The 20,058-nt window shown below is 62.5% G+C and carries 19 protein-coding genes and 1 pseudogene; 15 read left to right on the forward strand and 5 right to left on the reverse strand.

Annotated features, from left to right (window positions below; genetic code table 11):
* Nucleotides 1–148: 148 nt before the first annotated feature.
* A complete protein-coding gene (locus EOC94_RS22420) occupies nt 149–2,590 on the forward strand; it encodes an FAD-dependent oxidoreductase (RefSeq protein WP_127293520.1) in 2,442 nt (813 codons plus the stop codon).
* A 20-nt stretch (nt 2,591–2,610) separates the two neighbouring features.
* Here EOC94_RS22420 and EOC94_RS22425 read toward each other — a convergent pair whose 3' ends face one another.
* Nucleotides 2,611–3,003 carry a DoxX family protein gene (locus EOC94_RS22425; RefSeq protein ID WP_095482903.1) on the reverse strand — a complete coding sequence of 131 codons (393 nt, stop codon included), beginning with the start codon at nt 3,001–3,003 and terminating at the stop codon, nt 2,611–2,613.
* A 196-nt stretch (nt 3,004–3,199) separates the two neighbouring features.
* On the opposite strand from EOC94_RS22425, the gene EOC94_RS22430 reads away from it, so the two are divergent.
* Nucleotides 3,200–3,688: a hypothetical protein gene (locus EOC94_RS22430; protein ID WP_245465628.1), complete on the forward strand. Its 489-nt coding sequence runs from the start codon at nt 3,200–3,202 to the stop codon at nt 3,686–3,688.
* 427 nt (nt 3,689–4,115) lie between these two features.
* Here the strand turns inward: EOC94_RS22430 and EOC94_RS22435 are convergent, their stop codons facing one another.
* Nucleotides 4,116–4,892 carry a VOC family protein gene (locus EOC94_RS22435; RefSeq protein WP_127293524.1) on the reverse strand — a complete coding sequence of 259 codons (777 nt, stop codon included), beginning with the start codon at nt 4,890–4,892 and terminating at the stop codon, nt 4,116–4,118.
* A 178-nt stretch (nt 4,893–5,070) separates the two neighbouring features.
* Between EOC94_RS22435 and EOC94_RS22440 the strand changes: the two genes are divergently transcribed.
* The 6 genes from EOC94_RS22440 to EOC94_RS22465 all read left to right on the forward strand — a co-directional run bounded on the left by EOC94_RS22440 (nt 5,071) and on the right by EOC94_RS22465 (nt 10,147).
* Complete coding sequence (locus EOC94_RS22440) at nt 5,071–5,787, forward strand: gamma-glutamylcyclotransferase (RefSeq protein WP_127293526.1); 717 nt, start codon at nt 5,071–5,073, stop codon at nt 5,785–5,787.
* A 140-nt stretch (nt 5,788–5,927) separates the two neighbouring features.
* Complete coding sequence (locus EOC94_RS22445; RefSeq protein WP_127293528.1) at nt 5,928–7,292, forward strand: NAD(P)-dependent oxidoreductase; 1,365 nt, start codon at nt 5,928–5,930, stop codon at nt 7,290–7,292.
* A 2-nt stretch (nt 7,293–7,294) separates the two neighbouring features.
* The gene (preA, locus tag EOC94_RS22450; RefSeq protein ID WP_127293530.1) at nt 7,295–8,608 is read left to right on the forward strand and encodes an NAD-dependent dihydropyrimidine dehydrogenase subunit PreA; all 1,314 of its coding nucleotides are present in this window, start codon (nt 7,295–7,297) and stop codon (nt 8,606–8,608) included.
* A 111-nt stretch (nt 8,609–8,719) separates the two neighbouring features.
* Complete coding sequence (locus EOC94_RS22455; protein WP_127293532.1) at nt 8,720–9,238, forward strand: Rrf2 family transcriptional regulator; 519 nt, start codon at nt 8,720–8,722, stop codon at nt 9,236–9,238.
* Between the two features lie 12 nt (nt 9,239–9,250).
* Nucleotides 9,251–9,709 carry a carboxymuconolactone decarboxylase family protein gene (locus tag EOC94_RS22460; RefSeq protein WP_095482898.1) on the forward strand — a complete coding sequence of 153 codons (459 nt, stop codon included), beginning with the start codon at nt 9,251–9,253 and terminating at the stop codon, nt 9,707–9,709.
* 60 nt (nt 9,710–9,769) lie between these two features.
* On the forward strand, nt 9,770–10,147 hold the full coding sequence (locus tag EOC94_RS22465; protein ID WP_127293534.1) for a DoxX family protein: 378 nt from the start codon (nt 9,770–9,772) through the stop codon (nt 10,145–10,147).
* A gap of 129 nt (nt 10,148–10,276) precedes the next feature.
* On the opposite strand, the gene EOC94_RS22470 is transcribed toward EOC94_RS22465, so the two are convergent.
* Nucleotides 10,277–11,113 (reverse strand): SDR family oxidoreductase, encoded by an 837-nt coding sequence (locus tag EOC94_RS22470; protein ID WP_127293536.1) that lies wholly within the window; start codon nt 11,111–11,113, stop codon nt 10,277–10,279.
* Nucleotides 11,114–11,321: 208 nt separating this feature from the next.
* The gene (locus EOC94_RS22475; protein WP_127293538.1) at nt 11,322–11,951 is read right to left on the reverse strand and encodes a TetR family transcriptional regulator C-terminal domain-containing protein; all 630 of its coding nucleotides are present in this window, start codon (nt 11,949–11,951) and stop codon (nt 11,322–11,324) included.
* A 254-nt stretch (nt 11,952–12,205) separates the two neighbouring features.
* Here EOC94_RS22475 and EOC94_RS22480 point away from each other — a divergent pair, with 254 nt between their 5' ends.
* The 4 genes from EOC94_RS22480 to hydA all read left to right on the forward strand — a co-directional run bounded on the left by EOC94_RS22480 (nt 12,206) and on the right by hydA (nt 16,862).
* Complete coding sequence (locus EOC94_RS22480) at nt 12,206–13,534, forward strand: aspartate aminotransferase family protein (RefSeq protein WP_127293540.1); 1,329 nt, start codon at nt 12,206–12,208, stop codon at nt 13,532–13,534.
* A gap of 112 nt (nt 13,535–13,646) precedes the next feature.
* A complete protein-coding gene (locus EOC94_RS22485; protein ID WP_127293542.1) occupies nt 13,647–14,093 on the forward strand; it encodes an endonuclease domain-containing protein in 447 nt (148 codons plus the stop codon).
* A gap of 3 nt (nt 14,094–14,096) precedes the next feature.
* Nucleotides 14,097–15,347, forward strand: a complete 1,251-nt coding sequence (locus tag EOC94_RS22490; protein WP_126105854.1) for a Zn-dependent hydrolase — start codon at nt 14,097–14,099, stop codon at nt 15,345–15,347.
* Between the two features lie 63 nt (nt 15,348–15,410).
* Nucleotides 15,411–16,862 carry a dihydropyrimidinase gene (gene hydA / locus EOC94_RS22495; protein ID WP_095482893.1) on the forward strand — a complete coding sequence of 484 codons (1,452 nt, stop codon included), beginning with the start codon at nt 15,411–15,413 and terminating at the stop codon, nt 16,860–16,862.
* 17 nt (nt 16,863–16,879) lie between these two features.
* On the opposite strand, the gene EOC94_RS22500 is transcribed toward hydA, so the two are convergent.
* The gene (locus EOC94_RS22500; RefSeq protein WP_095482892.1) at nt 16,880–17,284 is read right to left on the reverse strand and encodes a cupin domain-containing protein; all 405 of its coding nucleotides are present in this window, start codon (nt 17,282–17,284) and stop codon (nt 16,880–16,882) included.
* Between the two features lie 128 nt (nt 17,285–17,412).
* Between EOC94_RS22500 and EOC94_RS22505 the strand changes: the two genes are divergently transcribed.
* The 3 genes and pseudogenes from EOC94_RS22505 to EOC94_RS22520 all read left to right on the forward strand — a co-directional run.
* Nucleotides 17,413–18,204 (forward strand): ABC transporter ATP-binding protein, encoded by a 792-nt coding sequence (locus tag EOC94_RS22505; protein ID WP_126105857.1) that lies wholly within the window; start codon nt 17,413–17,415, stop codon nt 18,202–18,204.
* Between the two features lie 408 nt (nt 18,205–18,612).
* Nucleotides 18,613–19,491, forward strand: a complete 879-nt coding sequence (locus tag EOC94_RS22515; protein WP_127293544.1) for an ABC transporter permease — start codon at nt 18,613–18,615, stop codon at nt 19,489–19,491.
* Nucleotides 19,488–20,058: pseudogene (locus EOC94_RS22520) on the forward strand (ABC transporter permease); the annotation flags it as partial. The gene EOC94_RS22515 and the pseudogene EOC94_RS22520, both read left to right, overlap by 4 nt.

Here is a 20,058-nt window from a genome sequence, read left to right on the forward strand (position 1 = left end):
ACCAACGTTGAAAGAAGCATGGCGGCGCCGTCGCTGCTGATCTCCCCCCTTGAGGGGCAGATGGCCGGCAGGCCAGAGGGGGGTGGCTTGGCTCCTCCCGTCCCGATTCATCGTTCCCCTCCAACTCATTGAAATAACGAGAAAACCCATGAAATCGCATGCAAAGGTCGTGGTCATAGGCGGCGGTGTCGTCGGCTGTTCCGTGCTGTTCCATCTGGCGCGTCACGGCTGGACCGACGTCGTGCTTTTGGAGCGCGATGAGCTGACCTCCGGTTCGACCTGGCATGCGGCCGGCGGCATGCACACGATCAATGGCGATCCCAACGTCGCCAAGCTGCAGAAATACACGATCTCGCTCTACAAGGAGATCGAGGAACTGTCCGGCCAGGCGACCGGCGTGCATCTGACCGGCGGCGTGCTTCTGGCGGCGACCGAGGCGCGGCTCGACTGGCTGCGCGGCGTCGTCGCCAAGGGCCGCTATCTCGGCATCGATCTCGAGGAGATTTCGCCTAACGAAGCGGCCGAGCTGATGCCGCTGCTCGACCCGAAGCAGTTCGTTGGCGCTGTCCGCAACAAGGAGGATGGCCACCTCGATCCTTCAGGGGTCACCCATGCCTATGCCAAGGCCGCGAGGAAGCTTGGCGCCGAGGTTGAGCGCTTCACCAAGGTCGAGGACATCGTGCGCCGCGCCGACGGGCTGTGGCGCGTCATCACCAACAAGGGCGAGGTGGTGGCCGAGCATGTCGTCAATGCCGGCGGCCTGTGGGCGCGCGAGGTCGGCCGCATGGTCGGGCTGGAACTGCCGGTGCTGGCCATGGAGCACATGTATCTGATCACCGAGGACATGCCGGAAGTCGCCGCCTGGAACCAGAAGACCGGCACGGAGATCATCCATGCGGTCGATTTCGACGGCGAGCTCTATCTGCGCCAGGAGCGCGGCGGCATGCTGATGGGCACTTACGAGAAGGCCAACAAGCCATGGTCCGAATTTTCGACGCCGTGGAATTTCGGCCACGAACTGCTGGAGCCCGACATCGACCGCATCGCGCCATCGCTGGAGGTCGGCTTCAGGCATTTCCCGGCCTTCCAGAACACTGGCATCAAGCAGATCATCAACGGTCCCTTCACCTTCGCGCCGGACGGCAACCCGCTGGTCGGGCCGGTGCGCGGCCTGCCTGGTTTCTGGGTCGCCTGCGGCGTCATGGCCGGCTTTTCGCAGGGCGGCGGTGTTGGCCTCGCACTGTCGAACTGGATGATCGAGGGCGACCCCGGCGCCGACATCTGGGCGATGGATGTGTCGCGCTATGGTGACTGGGCAACGATGGCCTACACCAATGCCAAGGTGCGCGAGAATTATTCGCGGCGTTTTTCCATCCGCTTCCCCAATGAGGAGCTGCCTGCCGGGCGGCCGCTCAAGACCACGCCGGTCTACGACCTCTTGTCGGCCAAGGGCGCGCAATGGGGCGTGGCCTTTGGACTGGAAGTGCCGCTTTGGTATGCGCCCGAGGGCGTCAAAGATGAGTTCTCGTGGCGGCGCTCAAGCGATTTTGAGCATGTCGCAAACGAGGTGAGAACGGTGCGGACAAGTGTCGGCCTGTCGGAGATTTCGAACTTCGCCAAATATAGGGTGACCGGCGAGGGCGCTGCGGTCTGGCTCGACCGCCTGCTTGCCTGCAAGCTGCCAAGACCCGGCCACATGACGCTGGCGCCGATGCTGAAGGAAGACGGCAGGCTGATCGGCGATTTCTCGCTGGCCAATCTCGGCAACCCCAATTCCAACGGGGAGGGCTGGTTTCTCGCCGGCTCCGGCATTGCCGAGCAGTATCACATGCGCTGGTTCGAGGCCCATCTGCCGCAAGACGGCTCGGTCCGTATCGAGGCGCTGGGGGCGAAGCTAACGGGCCTGTCGATCGCCGGACCGAGGGCGCGGGACGTGCTGGCAAAGGTTACGCGGGCGGATGTGTCGAATGCGGCGTTTCCGTTCATGGCCGCGGCCAAGATGGACATCGGCATGGCACCGTGTCTGGTCGGCCGCGTCAGCTACACGGGCGATCTTGGCTACGAGGTCTGGGTGGCGCCGGAATATCAGCGTTCCGCGTACCAGACCTTGATGGCGGCGGGCGAAGAATTCGGCATCGGTCTGTTCGGCTCGCGCGCGCTCAACGCGCTTCGGCTGGAAAAGAACTACGGCTCGTGGGCGCGCGAATACCGGCCGATCTACGGGCCGCTGGAGGCCGGTCTCGATCGCTTCGTCGCCTACGGGAAAGAAACCGATTTTGTCGGCAAGCAAGCGGCACTCGCCGAGCGCCAGCAAGGCGGCAAGCTGCGGCTGCGCGCCTTTGTCGTCGATGCGGCCGACGCCGACGTCATCGGCGACGAGCCGATCTGGTTCGACGGCGCCGTGCGCGGCTGGGTCACGTCAGGCGGCTACGCGCACCATTCGAAGGCGTCCGTGGCCATGGGCTATGTGCCGAAGGAGATCGCCGACGAGGCCGACGGCTTCGAGATCGAGCTTCTGGGTAAGCGCTATCGCGCGCGCGTGCAGCCGTCGCCGCTGTTCGACGCGAATCTCGAGCGGATGCGGGGGTGAAGGCGCCGCTTGTCGGCGCCTCAAGCGCTGCGGCGGTTGTCCAGCGCAAAAGCGCCGGGACCGGCGAACACCAGATAGAGGAAGATGAAACAGAAGGAGATTGCCGCATCGCCGCCATTGTTGACCGGGAAAAAGCCGCTTGGCATGTGCGCCATGAAATAGGCGATCGCCATCTCGCCGCTGAGAAGGAACGCGACCGGCCTGGTGAACAGCCCCAATACCAGCAGGATGCCGCCAGCGAATTCGAGGATGCCCGCGGTCAGCGATAGGCCGCTCAGGGCGCCGGCATGATCGCTGACGGGAAAATTGAACAGTTTCTGGGTGCCGTGTTCCATAAACTGCAGCGCGGTCATGATGCGAAGCACAGCCAGAGCCTGCCGCTGATATCTGGCGAGACCGTCGAAAAGCTTCATCTAAGCTCCATTTTACCCCCGAACTGGCCATAGATTATCGCCCGGCAAGGGACCATTCACTTCGCACGGCCTGCCATCAACAATCGGTGATTGGAAATGTTGCTCGTCCCTCAATATTTTTCTCGCTATGGTTGCATAAAATCGCTATAGTTGTATTGATAGCCAGACACTCCAAACCATGTGGGTTCCGTTTGCCATGAGAAAAGTCGTCGTCAGCCTATTCGCCATCGTTGCAGGCACCAGCGTCGCCATCGCCGACGACACCGATTGTGCTGCTTTTAAATGGCCGGTGACGCGCGAGGAGGCCTTGTTTGCGGTGGCGCCCGCAGCGCAGTCTGGCGCTGACCTTTCGGTCGGCGAGGCTGCAGATGTGGCGTTGGTGCCGGTCGACACGATCAGCTTCACCGTTCCGCCGGAACGCGCGCCGGCAGCCGGTACATTCGGCGCGATGGCAAGCGTGGCCGTGCCCCCGGAGGGAGAACTCCAGATCAGCCTGTCCGATGAGGCCTGGATCGATGTCGTTCAGGACGGCAAAGCCGTGAAGTTGGCGGGTTTCAGTGGTATGAAGACCTGTCCCGGGATCCGCAAGAGCGTGCGCTTCAAGCCGGCCGCCGGCCCGGCGACCATCCAACTCAGCGGCGCCAAGAAAGAGACCCTCAAGATTGCTGTACTGGCGCCGGAATGACTTTGCGCCCTGAGGCAATTCATTTGCTCGCATCGCACCAACGGTGCGGTGCGGCTGTTCAATTTTGATAGGTATCGGGCTGGTTCAGCGTCCCGGCGCGATCAGCGCGAAATACGGGTGAGACTCCGCCATGGGCACGATAGATTTCGCCTAGAGCGGTTCAGCTTTTGATAGAATCGCCGAACCGCTCTAAGTATTTGTTCTTACGCAATTCCGGACGGAAAACCGCTACGCACTTTTCCTGGAATTGCTCTAAGAACGTCGCCCGGACCGAATGGCACTCCGGCTCCCCGAAGCTCTTTCGCTAACTCGCGCTCCCAATTCTTGCCGTCGCCGAACGACACATAGCCGTCCAACTCAGCAGCACCAAAAAGTTGCGGTGCTGACGCTGGATGATCCAGCGGCAGCACTCGGTTGGTCAGGACGCCTACCGCACCGGCGCCATCAGCGCGAAATGAGCGCCTTGCGGATCCGTGCACTGCACGATCCAACCGCCGCCCGGAACCTCCATCGGGCCCATAAGGATGTTGCCGCCATTGTCGGTCACGCGCTTGGCCGCCGCGTCGATGGCCGGAACATTGAAATAGAACTGCCAGACCGGCACCGGAATCTGCTCGGGCTTGTTCATCATGCCGCCAATAGGCTCGCCACCGGCGGCGAAGAGCTGGTAGGTGCCCATCGGCCCCATATCCATGGCGTCGCCCTTGGTCCAGCCGAATTGCCCGGCATAGAAATCGAACGCGGCCTGCCAGTCGGTCGTATAGAGCTCATGCCAGCCGATATTGCCGGGCGTCGTCAATGGCAGCGGCGGCTGGTCGGGGCCATCCGGCTGCAGGAAGTTGAAGGCCGCGCCTTGCGGATCGGCAACGACGGCAAAGCGGCCGACGCCCGGAATGTCGTCGGGTTCGCGGTGAACCGCACCGCCGGCTTCCTTCAACGATTTCGTCGAAGCATTGACATCCCTGGTGTGGATGTAACCGATCCAGGCCGGCGGCATACCCATCTTGCGCACTTCGTCTGGCTGCGCCATCAGCCCGCCGACGCCGCGCTCGCCGACATTCATGACGATATATCGCGGCATGCCGGGCGCGCCCTCGAAGAGTTGCGCTTTCCAGCCAACGACAGCGGTGTAGAACGCTTCGGCAGCGTCGAGATCGGTGGTCATCAGTTCATACCAGAAAAAGGGCATCGGGGACTTTGGCATTGTCGTGCTCCTTGCGTTTCCAGTTGTGGATTGTGGTTCGATCCATCCTAGGACGATCTTGGCGACGGAAATCCGACATCTGGGCCAGAAATCGATGGCGGCAAGGCGCTCCTCATTCGTAATCTTGCGCAAGTCGCGGTTTTCGACTTTGCTTGCCGCCAACGAGGGTTGTTGATCAATGCGCCGGATGTCGCTCACTTCAGAGCTTGTCGCGCTATGCCATCGGGAGGAGGCCGATCCCGGTCCTGATGGAAGCTGGACGCAACTGACCGATGAGGATTTCCAGACGCTTGCCTCCCGGCTGTCAGGCGAGGCGGACGAGGGACCGCTATGGGTGTTTGCCTATGGCTCGCTGATCTGGAAGCCGGCCTTCGAGTCCGTCGAACAACAGCGCGCCACCGCTTTCGGCTGGCATCGATCTTTTTGCCTCGACATGGTCCGTTGGCGCGGCAGTGCCGAGCAGCCGGGCTTGATGATGGCGCTCGAACGGGGCGGGCGATGCAACGGGGTGATCTACCGTTTTCCGGAAGGCGAAAAACCGCTGCAGATCGAGAGATTGTTGCGGCGCGAAATCAGTGATCACGAGAGTATTGGCTCAGTCAGGTGGCTTCCCGTGCATACGGCTCAAGGCAGGCTAAGGGCGCTGGGCTTCTGGGTCGGTGTGACCGGCAGGGGCACCTCGCTCAACCAGCCGCTGGAGAGGGTAGCACAAGTGCTGGCGCGGGCGTGCGGGCATGTCGGGTCCGGTGCCGAATATCTCTACAACACCGTCAGTCACCTGGAAGCGTTCGGCATTCGTGACCGCAATCTGTGGCGGCTGCAGGAACTGGTCGCGAACGAGATCAGGTCGATTCATGGCCGTGCCCCCGGAATGGGCCTCCTGTCTGCACAGTGATCGCGCGTGAAACAAAAACATGAGTATATCTATCATGTTTTTATCAAGCCTTTTCAGCGGCTTGCATCGAAAATTGACCAATTGATAAAAAAACAAAACGTGTTAGCTTTCCTCAAAACCACAAGAAATGGGGAAGCGGAATGGCGACTGGTCATTTCAAGCAGGGCATTGCCGGCGGACGGCTTTCGCCCGAACAATATGCGGATAATTTTTCCGACCTGCATCCGCCGCTCGATCATCACGAGGCGCTGGTCGAGTCTGATCGCTGCTATTTCTGCTATGACGCGCCATGCATGAACGCATGCCCGACCTCGATCGACATCCCGCTGTTCATCCGCCAGATTTCGACCGGCAATCCGATCGGCTCGGCCAAGACGATTTTCGACCAAAACATTTTGGGCGGCATGTGCGCCCGCGTCTGCCCGACCGAGACGCTGTGCGAAGAGGTCTGCGTGCGCGAAGTGGCCGAAGGCAAGCCGGTGCAGATCGGCCGCCTGCAGCGCTATGCCACCGATGTCGCCATGGCACAGGACAAGCAGTTTTACCCGCGTGCTTCCCCGACCGGCAAGACGGTCGCCGTGGTCGGCGCCGGACCGGCCGGGCTTGCAGCCGCGCATCGGCTCGCCCGCCATGGTCATGAGGTGACTATCCTTGAAGCCCGCCCGAAGGCCGGCGGTCTCAATGAATACGGCATCGCCGCCTACAAGAGCATCGACAATTTCGCCCAGGCCGAAGTGGATTACGTCCTGTCGATCGGTGGCATCGAGGTCCAGAACGGCAAGGCGCTCGGTCATGACTACCAGCTGTCGGACCTGACCAGGAATTACGACGCGGTGTTTCTCGGCATGGGGCTTGGCGGCGTCAACGCGCTGCGCGCCGATGGCGAGGAGGCGCAAGGCGTCACCAATGCGGTGGAGTTCATTGCGGAGCTTCGCCAGGCCAGCGATCTTGCCAGCCTGCCGGTCGGCCGGCGTGTCGTCGTTATCGGCGGCGGCATGACGGCGATCGACGCGGCGGTGCAGTCGAAGCTGCTCGGCGCCGAAGAGGTGACGATCTGCTACCGGCGTGGCCAAGAGCACATGAACGCCTCCGAATTTGAACAGGATCTCGCCGCCGCCAACGGTGTCACCATCCGTCACTGGCTGCAGCCGAAGCGGGTCATTGCCGAAGGCGGCAAAGTCTCGGGCATCGAGCTCGAATATACGGCGATGGATGGCGACAAGCTCGTCGGCACCGGCGAGCGGCTGACGCTTACCGCCGATCAGGTGTTCAAGGCGATCGGCCAGAGCTTTATTCCCTCGGCGCTCAACGGCAGCGGGGCCTTGCTTGCCTTGGAGGCCGGCCGCATAAAGGCCGATGCCGAAGGCCGCACCTCGCTGCCAAACGTCTGGGCCGGCGGCGACTGCATCTTTGGCGGCGACGACCTCACCGTCTCCGCCGTCGCGCAAGGCCGCGACGCGGCTGAATCGATCCACCGGGCACTGACCTCGAACGGGAGGGCATGAGCATGGCAGACATCCGCAACAATTTCGTCGGCATCAAATCGCCAAATCCGTTCTGGCTGGCGTCGGCGCCGCCGACCGACAAAGCCTACAACGTCATCCGCGCCTTCAAGGCGGGCTGGGGCGGCGTGGTGTGGAAGACGCTCGGCGAAGAAGGCCCGCCGGTGGTCAACGTCAACGGTCCGCGCTATGGCGCGATCTGGGGCGCCGATCGTCGCCTGCTCGGCCTCAACAACATCGAGTTGATCACCGACCGCGACCTGCAGGTCAACCTGCGCGAGATCAAGCAAGTCAAGAAGGACTGGCCCGACCGCGCCATTGTCGTCTCGTTGATGGTGCCTTGCGAGGAGCATGCCTGGAAGGCGATCCTGCCGGTGGTCGAGGAGACGGGGGCCGACGGCATCGAGCTCAATTTCGGCTGCCCGCACGGCATGTCCGAACGCGGCATGGGTGCCGCCGTCGGCCAGGTGCCGGAATACATCGAAATGGTGGTGCGCTGGTGCAAGGCCAACACGCGAATGCCTGTTATCACCAAGCTGACGCCCAACATCACCGATGTGCGCAAGCCGGCGCGCGCCGCCCTTGCCGGCGGCACCGACGCCGTGTCGCTAATCAACACCATCAATTCGATCACCGGCGTCAATCTCGATAGTTTTGCGCCGGAGCCGACGATCGACGGCAAGGGTTCGCATGGCGGCTATTGCGGCCCGGCGGTAAAGCCGATCGCCATGAACATGGTGGCCGAAATCGCCCGTGATCCGGAAACGCATGGGCTGCCGATCTCCGGTATCGGCGGCATCACCGCATGGCGCGACGCTGCCGAATTCATGGCGCTCGGCGCCGGCAATGTGCAGGTGTGCACGGCGGCGATGACCTATGGCTTCAAGATCGTGCAGGAGATGATCGCCGGCCTGGAAAACTGGATGGACGAGAAGGGCCATGCCTCGCTCGACGATATAATCGGCCGCGCCACGCCCAACGTCACCGACTGGCAATATCTCAACCTCAACTACGTCGCCAAGGCGCATATCGACCAGGAGGCCTGCATCAAATGCGGCCGCTGCCACATCGCCTGCGAGGATACTTCGCACCAGGCGATCACCAACATGGTCGACGGCGTCAGGCATTTCGAGGTGATCGAGGCCGAATGCGTCGGCTGCAACCTCTGCGTCAATGTCTGCCCGGTCGAGAACTGCATCACCATGGAGCCGCTGGCGGCCGGCGTGATGGACCAGCGCACCGGCAGACCGGTATCGCCGGTCTACGCCAACTGGACGACGCATCCGAACAACCCGATGGCCAAGGTGGCGGCGGAATAGGGCGCAGCCCGTTTTGAAAAGCGGCGCCTGCATGCGCCGCTTTTTTTAAATGGCTATTGCGGATAATAATTATCCACGATAAACTGTATCCATGAATTGGAGATCGGCACAATGAAGCTGGGTGAGGGTGTCGAAGCGGCCATCCATTGCGCCGCGATGCTTGCCGGCGTGGAAGGCGCGGCGACCATGCCGGGTGCTGCCATGGCCGAAGCGTTCGGCCTGTCGCCGAGCTATCTCCTCAAGCATCTCAATGCGCTGACGGCGTCGCGCATTCTGGAATCGGTGCCCGGGCCATCGGGCGGTTACCGGCTGGCGCGGCCGGCGGAGCGCATAACGCTGCTCGACATCGTGCTCGCCGTGGAAGGACGCGAACCGGCCTTTCGTTGCGGCGAAATCCGGCAGCGCGGCCCGGCCAGGCTCGACGCTTCCGCCTATGTGAAGCCGTGCGGCATCAGCGTCGCGATGATGAAGGCCGAGCGCGCCTATCGCGCCGCTCTTGCCGAGGCCCGGCTGTCCGAAATCGTGGCGGAATATGTGAGCGATGCCGATCCCCGTTCAGTCGCCGCGAACTGCGCCTTTGTCGAGCGCCATCAGCGACCGCAGAAATCCAGTTCAACCAAGCAAGCGTGAAAGGCAAAGACGATGAAACAGAGGCTGCAATTCTTCGGCGCGGCGCCGGAAATCATGAAAGCGGTATCGGCGCTCAACAAGGCGGTCGACGAATGCGGGCTCGAAGAAAGCCTGTTGCACCTGATCAAGCTGCGGGCGTCGCAGATCAACGGCTGTTCCTACTGCGTCGAGATGCACAGCCGCGAGGCGCGCCATGATGGCGAGACCGAACAGCGGCTTTATCTCGTCTCCGCCTGGAAGGAATCGCCGCTGTTTTCCGAACGCGAACGCGCTGCCTTCGCCTGGACCGAAGCGGTGACGAAGATCGCCGATAACGGTGTCTCGGACGAACTCTATGCGCGCACGCTCGAGCATTTCTCGGAAGAGGAATTGGTCAAGCTGTCTGTCGCGCTTGGCATGATCAACGCCTGGAACCGGCTTTGCATCCCGTTCCAAGCCATTCATCCAATGCCGGCGGCGAAAGCTGCCTGAGCGGTCGAACCGGCGCGCGGCCTAGGCGCCGCGTGCCATTTTTGTTTGAGGATCAAGAACATGTTGGCAAATTTTGAGAATGAAATTCTGTTTGCCGCCCGCCTGCTGCTTGGCGGCGCCTTTGTCTTTGCCGGTCTGCGCAACATCCAGAACGCTACCTTCCTGACCCAGCTGATGACGACACGCGGCGTGCCGCAGGCGCGGCTGATGCTGTGGCTGGGTATCGTCCTGCAGGTCGTCTCCGGAGCGCTGGTGATATCAGGTGTCTGGACCGCTGCCGCCGCCTTGTGCCTGGTGCTGTTCCTGATTGTCGCCACGCCGATGTTCCACAATTTCTGGGATCATCAGGGGCCCGAGCGGGCGTCCCGCATCAACGGCTTTGTCGGCAATGTGGCGTTGACTGGAGGGTTCCTGGCGCTGGTGGCGCAGCCGCTTTGACGGTTCGGACGGCCGCCTCGCGGCGGCAGCCGCCACGGTCTGTGGCGACATGCCAGTTTCCGCGCCGCGAGGCCGAAGCGGAAGAGCCGCCGACGATCACGGCATGTGAGGGTTTCTCGCTCGTGAACGTTATCCCTTCGATGTTAAGGTGGCCGACTGACGCTCGACCAGATCGAGGCTCAATGTCCGCAAATGCTGTCTTGCCTTTGCATCATAGGCCTGCGCGTTGGCGCGGGCTTCCCTCAGACCGTCGAAATACAGGCCGCTCCGCCCTTCCAGGTCAGGCGATATCGCAAGGTTAAGGATGGCGTCAGCGCCGGTCTCGACCGAGTTCCACGGCGTGACGCCGGCTTGCCGGACCATGGTCGTATTCATGTAGCTTGCCGGATGGAGGCTGTTGACGGTCACATTGCTGCCCTTCAGCTCCTGCGCCAGATCGATGGTGAACATGATCTGCGCCAGCTTGCTCTGGCAGTAGGCACGGACGCCGTCATAGGAGCGGTTCAGCATGAGGTCGTCGAAATCGATCGCCTGCTGGCCGGCCGAGGCGACGTTGACGATGCGCGCCGGCGCGCTCGCCTTGAGCAGCGGCAGAAGCTCCGACGTGAGCAAGAAACCGGCGAGATAGTTGACGGCAAAGCGCAGTTCGTAGCCGTCGGCGCTGACCTGTCGTTTGGTGCCGGCGGTGCCGATGCCGGCATTGTTGATCAGGACGTCGAGCCGATCGGCTCTGGCACGCACGGCATCGGCGAGGCGGCGGACCTCGGCGAGCGACGAGAGGTCGGCGACGAGAAGCTCGGCCTTGCCGCCGGCGGTCTCGATCTCGGCGACGGCTGCCTTGCCGCGTGTCGCATCGCGGCCATGCACCAGGACCCGCGCGCCGCCGGCGCCGAGCCTTTGCGCGACAACGCGGCCGACACCGTCAGTCGATCCGGTGATGAGAATTGTCTTGTCTTTCAGTTCCATGCTTGGAGCCTCCATATCGTTGCTCTGGTAGAAGATGGGGCATCCGACAAGCTTCAACAGTTCTAACTTTATCCTGGCACCGATAATGCTATGGCGGCGTCGATGAATTTCCTCGACGCTATCAGCCGATGGTTGGCCGCGACCCGTCAGCTTCGTCATCCCAGGGGTCTGCGCTGCGTCGCTTCGCTCTAGGATGACGAAACGAGAGCTAGCCCTTCGGCTTCAGCCCGTCGATGAACAGCTGTTCCAGAAATCTTGCCGCGTCCTCGAAGCGGCCGTCACCGCCGCGGTTGGGGCCGAGCACGGCGCGGACCTGGACGTCGAAATCGGCGTAATGCTGCGTCGTTGCCCAGATCGAGAAGATCAGGTGCCAGGGGTCGGTGCGGGCGATCTTGCCGGCGCGCATCCAGCCCTTGATGACGGCCGCCTTCTCGTCGACCAGCGTCTTCAACTCGCCTTCCAGCATCGGCATGATGCGCGGCGCGCCCTGTAGGATCTCGTTGGCGAACAGGCGGCTTTCCCTAGGGAAATCGCGCGCCATTTCGAGCTTGCGCCTGATGTAGCTGCGCAATTCGGTCAGGGGGTCGCCGATGTCGTCGAGTTCACGCAGTGGCGCGAGCCAGGTGTCCAGAAGCCGCTGCATCAGGGTCTCGTGGATGTCCTCCTTGCGGCGGAAATAATAGAGCAGGTTAGGCTTCGACATGCCGGCGGCTTCCGCGATCTGGTCGATGGTCGAGCCGCGAAAGCCGTGGGTTGAGAAGACCTCGAGCGCCGCCTCCAGGATGAGCTCGCGCTTTTCCTGCTGGATGCGGGTGCGGCGAGGGGCGGGGACTTCCATATCGGCCGTCACCCCGGCAGACCTTGGGTTGGAGGGCGATCTGGACCAATTCTCTGGACCAGTTTTTCCCCGGCCTGTGGAGCGCGCTTCAACTGCCGCATTTCCGCTAGTAATCCCTTGACCGCCGACAGGGCGGTGCTAACGTTTGTCCAATCGGTCAAAATTTGCGTAGCACGAAAACGCAGCAGAGACCAAGTGTCGGAAAGACCAAGCGTTAGCCGCACCGAAACAGGTTACAAGGGGAAGTCTTGGTCATGTCCAACCGGCTGAAAGTCACGCCGAACGATCTCAGCGCATTCTGGATGCCGTTCACGGCAAACCGGCAGTTCAAACAGGCGCCTCGCATGATGGTGTCCGCCAAGGACATGCATTACACGACGAGCGACGGGCGAAAGGTTCTCGACGGCACCGCCGGCCTCTGGTGTGTCAATGCCGGCCACTGCCGGCCGAAGATCACCGAGGCGATCCAGCAACAGGCCGCCGAACTCGACTATGCGCCGGCCTTCCAGATGGGCCATCCGATCGTCTTCGAGCTGGCGAACCGCTTGGTCGACATCGCGCCGAAGGGCATGGACCATGTGTTCTTCACCAATTCCGGATCCGAATCGGTCGAGACCGCGCTGAAGATGGCGATCGCCTATCACCGCGCCAAAGGCGAGGGCTCGCGCACCCGCCTGATCGGCCGCGAGCGCGGCTATCATGGCGTCAATTTCGGCGGCATCTCGGTCGGCGGCATCGTCACCAATCGCAAGATGTTCGGCACGCTGCTCGGCGGCGTCGACCACATGCCGCACACGCATCTGCCGGAGAAGAATTCGTTCACCAAGGGCGTGCCCGAGCATGGCGCGGAATTGGCCAACGAGTTGGAGCGCATCGTCGCGTTGCATGATGCCTCGACCATCGCGGCCGTCATCGTCGAGCCGGTGGCCGGTTCCACTGGCGTCATCCTGCCGCCGAAGGGCTATTTGCAGAAGCTGCGCGAGATCTGCACCAAGCACGGCATCCTTTTGATCTTCGACGAGGTCATCACCGGCTTCGGCCGCCTTGGCACGCCATTCGCCGCTGACTATTTCGGCGTCACGCCCGATATCATGACCACCGCCAAGGGCGTCTCCAACGGCGTCATCCCGATGGGCGCGGTGTTCGTGAAGAAGGAAATCCACGACGCCTTCATGACCGGTCCCGAGCATATGATCGAGTTCTTCCACGGCTATACCTATTCGGGCAACCCGATCGCCTGTGCGGCTGCGCTCGGCACGCTCGACACCTACAAGGAAGAGGGGCTGCTGACCCGCGGCGAGGAACTGGCGCCGTATTGGGAAGACGCGCTGCATTCGCTGAAGGGCGAGCCGAACGTCATCGACATCAGAAACATCGGCCTGATCGGCGCGATCGAGCTGGCGCCCATCCCCGGCAGTCCGACCAAGCGTGCCTTCTCGGCTTTCGTCAAGGCGTTTGAGCGCGGCGCCCTGATCCGCACCACCGGCGACATCATCGCGCTGTCACCGCCGCTGATCATCACCAAGGGCCAGATCAATGAATTGATCGACCATGTGCGTGAAGTGCTGAGGGCAGTGGATTGAGAAACTGGGCGCAGCTTTCCCTCCCCCTTGAGGGGAGGGTGGCCGCGAAGCGGTCGGGTGGGGTCGGTGCGGTAGCGCGTCGACCTGATCTCTTGCCGCGAGGTTGTTTCTGATGCCCCGTACCCTCGTGAGCTTCGAAATGCGTCAAAAGGCGCGCGCGCTTCGAGTTCATGCGACCAAGGGCGAATCCCTGCTGTGGTATGAACTGCGCGAGCTGAAATCGGCCGGCATCAAGTTCCGCCGCCAGTGCCCGATCGGACCCTATATCGTCGACTTCGCTTGTCTTGCGGTAAAGCTGGTGGTGGAAGTGGATGGCGACTTGCACGAACAGGAGAGGGGCAAGCGGCATGACGCTGTCCTTGACGCCTATTTGCGATCGCTCGGGTTCGATATCTTTCGCGTCGATGAGCCCGATGTCATAAACAGCGCTTGGCATGTGGCGCAGGCGGTCAAGGAGAAAGTCGCGCGCATGTTCGGCGACCCCACCCGACCGCTTCGCGGCCACCCTCCCCTCGAGGGGGAGGGGGACGCCGGCGTGCTGCAATCGATGAGGTTTTAGAAAATGGCCGCACCCGGCGAGAATCTGCGAATCAATTCAGACCGTTTGTGGGATTCGATAATGGAGATGGCGAAGATCGGCCCCGGCATTGCCGGCGGCAACAATCGCCAGACATTGACCGATGAGGACGGCGAAGGGCGGCATCTGTTCAAGCGCTGGTGCGAAGCGGCGGGGCTCGAAATGGGCCTCGACGAGATGGGCACGATGTTTGCCCGCCGCGAAGGCACCGACCCTGATCTGCCGCCTGTCTATGTCGGTAGCCATCTCGATACTCAGCCGACCGGCGGCAAGTATGACGGCGTGCTCGGCGTGCTTGGCGGGCTGGAGATCGTGCGCTCGCTCAACGAGCTCGGCATCAAGACCAAACATCCGATCGTCGTCACCAACTGGACGAACGAGGAAGGTGCGCGCTTTGCGCCGGCCATGATGGCATCCGGCGTTTTTGCCGGCGTCCTCGACCAGGCCGATGTCTATTCGCATGTCGACAAGGACGGCAAGAAGTTTGGCGAGGAGCTCGAACGCATCGGCTGGAAGGGCGCCGAGAAAGTCGGTGACCGCAAGATACACGCCTTCTTCGAGCTGCATATCGAGCAAGGGCCGATCCTCGAGGACGAGGGCATCGATATCGGCGTCGTCACCCATGGCCAGGGGCTGAAATGGCTGCAGGTGACGCTGACCGGCAAGGAGGCGCATACCGGCTCGACGCCGATGCCCAAGCGCCGCAACGCCGGGCTCGGCATGGCGCGGGTGATCGAGCTGGTTCACGAGATCGCCATGGACTACCAGCCCGACGCCGTCGGCGCGGTCGGCCATATGGAGGTCTATCCGAACTCGCGCAACATCATCGCCGGACGCACCGTATTCACCATCGACATCCGCTCGCCGGAAAAGGAAGTGCTGGACGCGATGGACGGGCGCATCCGTGAGGGGATCGACACGATCTGCGAAGCGCTCGACATCAAATACGTGATCGATCAGGTCGGCCATTTCGATCCGGTCACCTTCGATGCGGGCTGCGTCAAGGCTGTGCGGGAAGCGGCAGAGCGCTTGGGTTATACGCATCGCAACATCGTCTCCGGGGCCGGCCACGACGCCTGCTGGATCAACCGCGTCGCGCCGACGGCAATGGTGATGTGCCCGTGCGTCGATGGCCTGTCGCACAACGAGGCCGAAGAGATCTCCAAGGAATGGGCGGCGGCCGGCGCCGATGTTTTGTTCCATGCGGTGGTGGAGACGGCTGTCATCGTGGAGTGAGCTAGAAACCAAGATTCCGAACGCCGCTCGCCAGAAGCGCGAAGAGAACAAGGGAACAAGAAAATGTCCAAAGTCATCAAGAACGGCACCATCGTGACCGCCGACCGCAGCTGGAAGGCCGACGTGCTGTTCAAGCACGGCAAGATCATCGCCATCGGCCCGGATCTGCATGGCGACCACGAGTTCGACGCCACCGGCTGCTATGTGATGCCGGGCGGCATCGACCCGCATACCCATCTCGAAATGCCGTTCATGGGCACATACTCGGCCGATGATTTCGAGAGCGGCACGCGCGCCGCGCTTGCCGGCGGCACCACCATGGTTGTCGATTTCTGCCTGCCGGCGCCGCAGCAGTCTCTGCTCGAGGCCTTGCAGATGTGGGACAACAAGACCTCGAAAGCATCCTGCGACTATTCCTTCCACATGGCGATCACCTGGTGGGGCAAGCAGGTGTTCGACGAGATGGCCACCGTCGTCGACAAGGGCATAACCTCGTTCAAGCACTTCATGGCCTACAAGGGGGCGCTGATGGTCGACGACGACGAGATGTATTCGTCGTTCCAGCGTTGCGCCGATCTTGGCGCGCTGCCGCTGGTCCATGCCGAGAATGGCGACGTGGTTGCCGCCCTGTCGCAGAAGCTGCTGGCCGCGGGCAATAACGGCCCCGAAGGGCACGCCTATTCGCGCCCGCCGGAAGTGGAAGGCGAGGCGACCAACCGCGCCATCATGATCGCCGACATGGCCGGCGTGCCGCTCTATGTCGTCCACGTCTCCTGCGAGCAGGCCCATGAAGCCATTCGCAGAGCGCGACAGAAAGGCATGCGCGTGTTTGGCGAGCCATTGATCCAGCATCTGACGCTCGATGAGAGCGAATATTTCGACAAGGACTGGGACCATGCGGCGCGCCGGGTGATGAGCCCGCCCTTCCGCAACAAATTGCATCAGGATTCGCTGTGGGCCGGCCTGCAGGCCGGATCGCTGCAAGTGGTGGCGACCGACCATTGCGCCTTCACCACCAGCCAAAAGCGCAACGGCGTCGGCGATTTCACCAAAATCCCGAACGGCACCGGCGGGCTCGAGGACCGTTTGCCGGTGCTGTGGACGGCGGGCGTCAACACCGGCCGGCTGACGATGAACGAATTCGTCGCGGTGACCTCGACCAACATCGCCAAGATCCTCAACATGTATCCGAAGAAGGGCGCCATCGTCGAAGGCGCGGACGCCGACATCGTGGTCTGGGACCCGAAGCGAAAGAAGACGATCACCTCCAAGAAACAGCAATCGGTGATCGACTACAACGTCTTCGAAGGTTTTGAGGTCACCGGCCTGCCGCGCTTTGTCTTCTCGCGCGGCGAACTGTCGATCCAGGAGGCTGAGGTCAAGGCGAAGCCCGGCCATGGCGAGTTCGTCGGCCGCGAGCCGAATGCAGCGGTCAACCGGGCGCTGTCGACCTGGAAGGAGATTTCTGCGCCGCGCAAAGTGGAACGCACAGGTATTCCGGCGACCGGGGTTTGAGCTGCTTGGTTTTCGCCTCAGGCGACCAGAGCATCCAGTTCCGGCAGCAGAGCGACGCTTTCCTGCTCATTGGGATCGGTGCGGGCGATGACCGCCGAAGAGGGGCTGTCGCTCAGATTGGCGGGCAGGTGCGGGACGCCGGCCGGGATGTAGAAGAGGTCGCCGGCCTTGACGATAATGTGCTGTTCGAGCCGGTCGCCATACCAGGTATGGACCTCGCCGGAGAGCACATAGATCGCCGTCTCATGGCTTTCATGCATGTGCGCCTTGGCGCGGGCACCGGGGGGCATGGTGAGCAGGTGCATGCAGATACCGGAGGAACCGACGGTCTCGGCGGCGATGCCGGTGAAATAACTCAGTCCCTGCTTGCCTTCATATGAGCTTTCAGGGCGGATAAGATGACAAGTGGGTTTGGGCGACATCGGGGCGACTCTCGATCGAGTGGGAACTCTCAGCCGGATAGGACAGGGCGAGTGGAAAGCAACATCGAGGAAAGATCAACCGGATTCCGACCGGCGCGGCAGCGGTGCGAAAAGGCAGGCTGCGGCCTATGACGGGAGCATCGCCAGCCGTCGTTTCGGCAAGCAAGCTCGGCCTGACCTTCCAAACCAGTGACGGTCCGGTGCAGGCATTGTCGAATGTCGACCTGACCATCGGCAAGGGTGAATTCGTGTCCTTCATCGGGCCATCCGGCTGCGGCAAGACGACCTTGCTGCGGGTCATCGCCGATCTGGAGAAGCCGACCTCGGGAGCCATCTCCGTCAACGGCATGACGCCCGAGCAGGCGCGTGAGAGCCGCGCCTATGGCTATGTCTTCCAGGCGGCCGCCCTTTATCCGTGGCGCACGATCTCGCGCAATGTGGCGCTGCCGCTGGAGATCATGGGCCTGTCAAAGGCAGAGCAGGCGGCGCGGATCAAGCGCACGCTCGATCTCGTCAACCTGTCCGGCTTCGAGCAGAAATACCCCTGGCAGCTTTCCGGCGGCATGCAGCAGCGCGCCTCGATCGCGCGGGCGCTGGCCTTCGATGCCGATCTTTTGTTGATGGACGAGCCGTTCGGCGCGCTGGACGAGATCGTGCGCGACCATCTCAATGAACAACTGCTGGAACTGTGGGAACGGACCAACAAGACCATCTGCTTCGTCACCCATTCCATTCCCGAGGCGGTCTACCTCTCGACGCGCATCATCGTCATGTCGCCGCGTCCGGGCCGCGTCAGCGACGTCATCGAATCGACGCTGCCGAAGAAGCGGCCGCTCGACATCCGCGAGACGCCGGAATTCCTGGCGATCGCCGCGCGCGTACGTGATGGCCTCAGGGCAGGGCACAGCTATGATGATTGAGGCGGTGGAGAATGGGCTGCCTCCTGACGGGGGAGTGGCTGACCCTCCCTTCGTCATCCTAGGGCGGACCCGCCGCGAACCGGCGTGCGTAAAGGGAGCGCCAAACCACGCCCTCGTCATCCTAGGGCGAAGCAAGGAGCGAAGCGACGCGGCGCAGACCCTAGGATCCATGCCGTTACCTTCCCGCCCCGCAACGGTGCGAAACATTGCTCCCGACCTAAAGAAACCATCAGCCGTCGTGGCTTGCCCTGCGGACATTCTGAAGCGTTTGGGTTTTTCGGCCAACGTCACGGCATGGATCCTAGGGTCTGCGCACGCCGCTTCGCGGGTGCTCTGCCCTAGGATGACGAAAGCGCGGTCACCCTCTCGCGTCACGCAGAGCGTGCGCCAGTCTGGCGAGGGCCGCTGATGGACTCCTTCCGCGACAAGCTCATCCCGGTGACCTCGATCCTCGCGGGCGTGATGGTCGTCTGGTACATTATGGCGGTCATCCTCAACGCGCCGTTCCAGCGCGATCTCGACCGCCGTGCCGGCGAGACGCCTGATGTTGTGGAATTTATCGGCAAGACGATGTCGCAGCCGAAGCCGACACTGCCGGCGCCGCATCAGGTGGCGGTGAATTTCTTCGAGAACACGTTTCTGCGCAAGATCACCAGCAACCGCAGCCTTGTCTACAATGCCTGGGTGACGCTGTCCTCGACGCTGCTCGGCTTCGCCTTCGGCACTGCGCTCGGCATCGTCATTGCCGTCGGCATCGTGCACGTTGCGACGCTCGACCGCAGCCTGATGCCGTGGATCATCGCTTCGCAGACGATTCCGATCCTGGCGGTGGCGCCGATGATCATCGTCGTGCTGGCGGCGATCGGCGTCACCGGCCTGATCCCGAAGGCGCTGATCTCGACCTATCTGTCGTTCTTCCCGGTGGCCGTCGGCATGGTGAAGGGCCTGCGCTCGCCCGAGCTCACCCATCTCGATCTGATGCATACCTACAATGCCAGCCCTTCGCAGACCTTCTGGAAATTGCGTGTGCCGGCGTCGGTGCCGTTCCTGTTCACCTCGATGAAGGTGGCGGTCGCCGCCAGTCTGGTCGGCGCCATCGTCGGCGAACTGCCGACCGGCGCCGTCGCCGGCATCGGTGCCAAGCTGCTCGCCGGTGCTTATTACAGCCAGACCATCGACATCTGGTCGGCGCTGGTTGCCGGCTCGGTGGTGGCAGCCCTGCTGGTGATGGTCGTCGGCATTGCCGGGCGCATCGTCGATCGCGCCATGGGCGGGAGACCGACATGAACTCCCTCCTTTCGTCGATCACGCCTCGTTCCTGGCAAGGGGTTGCCGCGCTCGTACTTCTTGCCGGCGCGCTGCTTCTTTGGCCACTTGTCGATGCCACGCCCGGTTACGGTACGGCGACCGTGGCTTTGATTTTCTTCTTGCTGCTCCTTGCAATTGCTGCCGACAACTTTCCACCGGTGATTGGGGTGGTATTGCTTTTCCTTGGCGCGCATGGCGCGGCGTGGCTGCTGCTCGCGGGCATAGCCGGCAATGAAGGCACCGCCCGCGCATCCTTCTATCTGCTGCTTGCCGCCGCATGGCTGTTGGCTTGGCGCTGCGTCACGGTCCTGTCCGCGCTTCGCCCGACCTCGCGCTGGGCGGCGACCGCTTTGAGGCTGATCATCCCGGCGATCTTCGGCGCCTGGATCCTGATCATCTGGGAGGCGGTGACGCGCGGCGCGGGCGTCCCCTTCATCCTGCTGCCGCCGCCAAGCGCCATCGGCGTGCGCATCGCCAATTCGCTGCCGGTTCTGGCCGCCGACGTGCGGCAGACCAACTTCAAGGCGGTGATCTTCGGCTACGTCG

The organism is Mesorhizobium sp. M6A.T.Ce.TU.016.01.1.1 (genome assembly GCF_003997065.1).
In the GTDB taxonomy this organism is placed as follows: Bacteria; Pseudomonadota; Alphaproteobacteria; order Rhizobiales; family Rhizobiaceae; genus Mesorhizobium; species Mesorhizobium mediterraneum.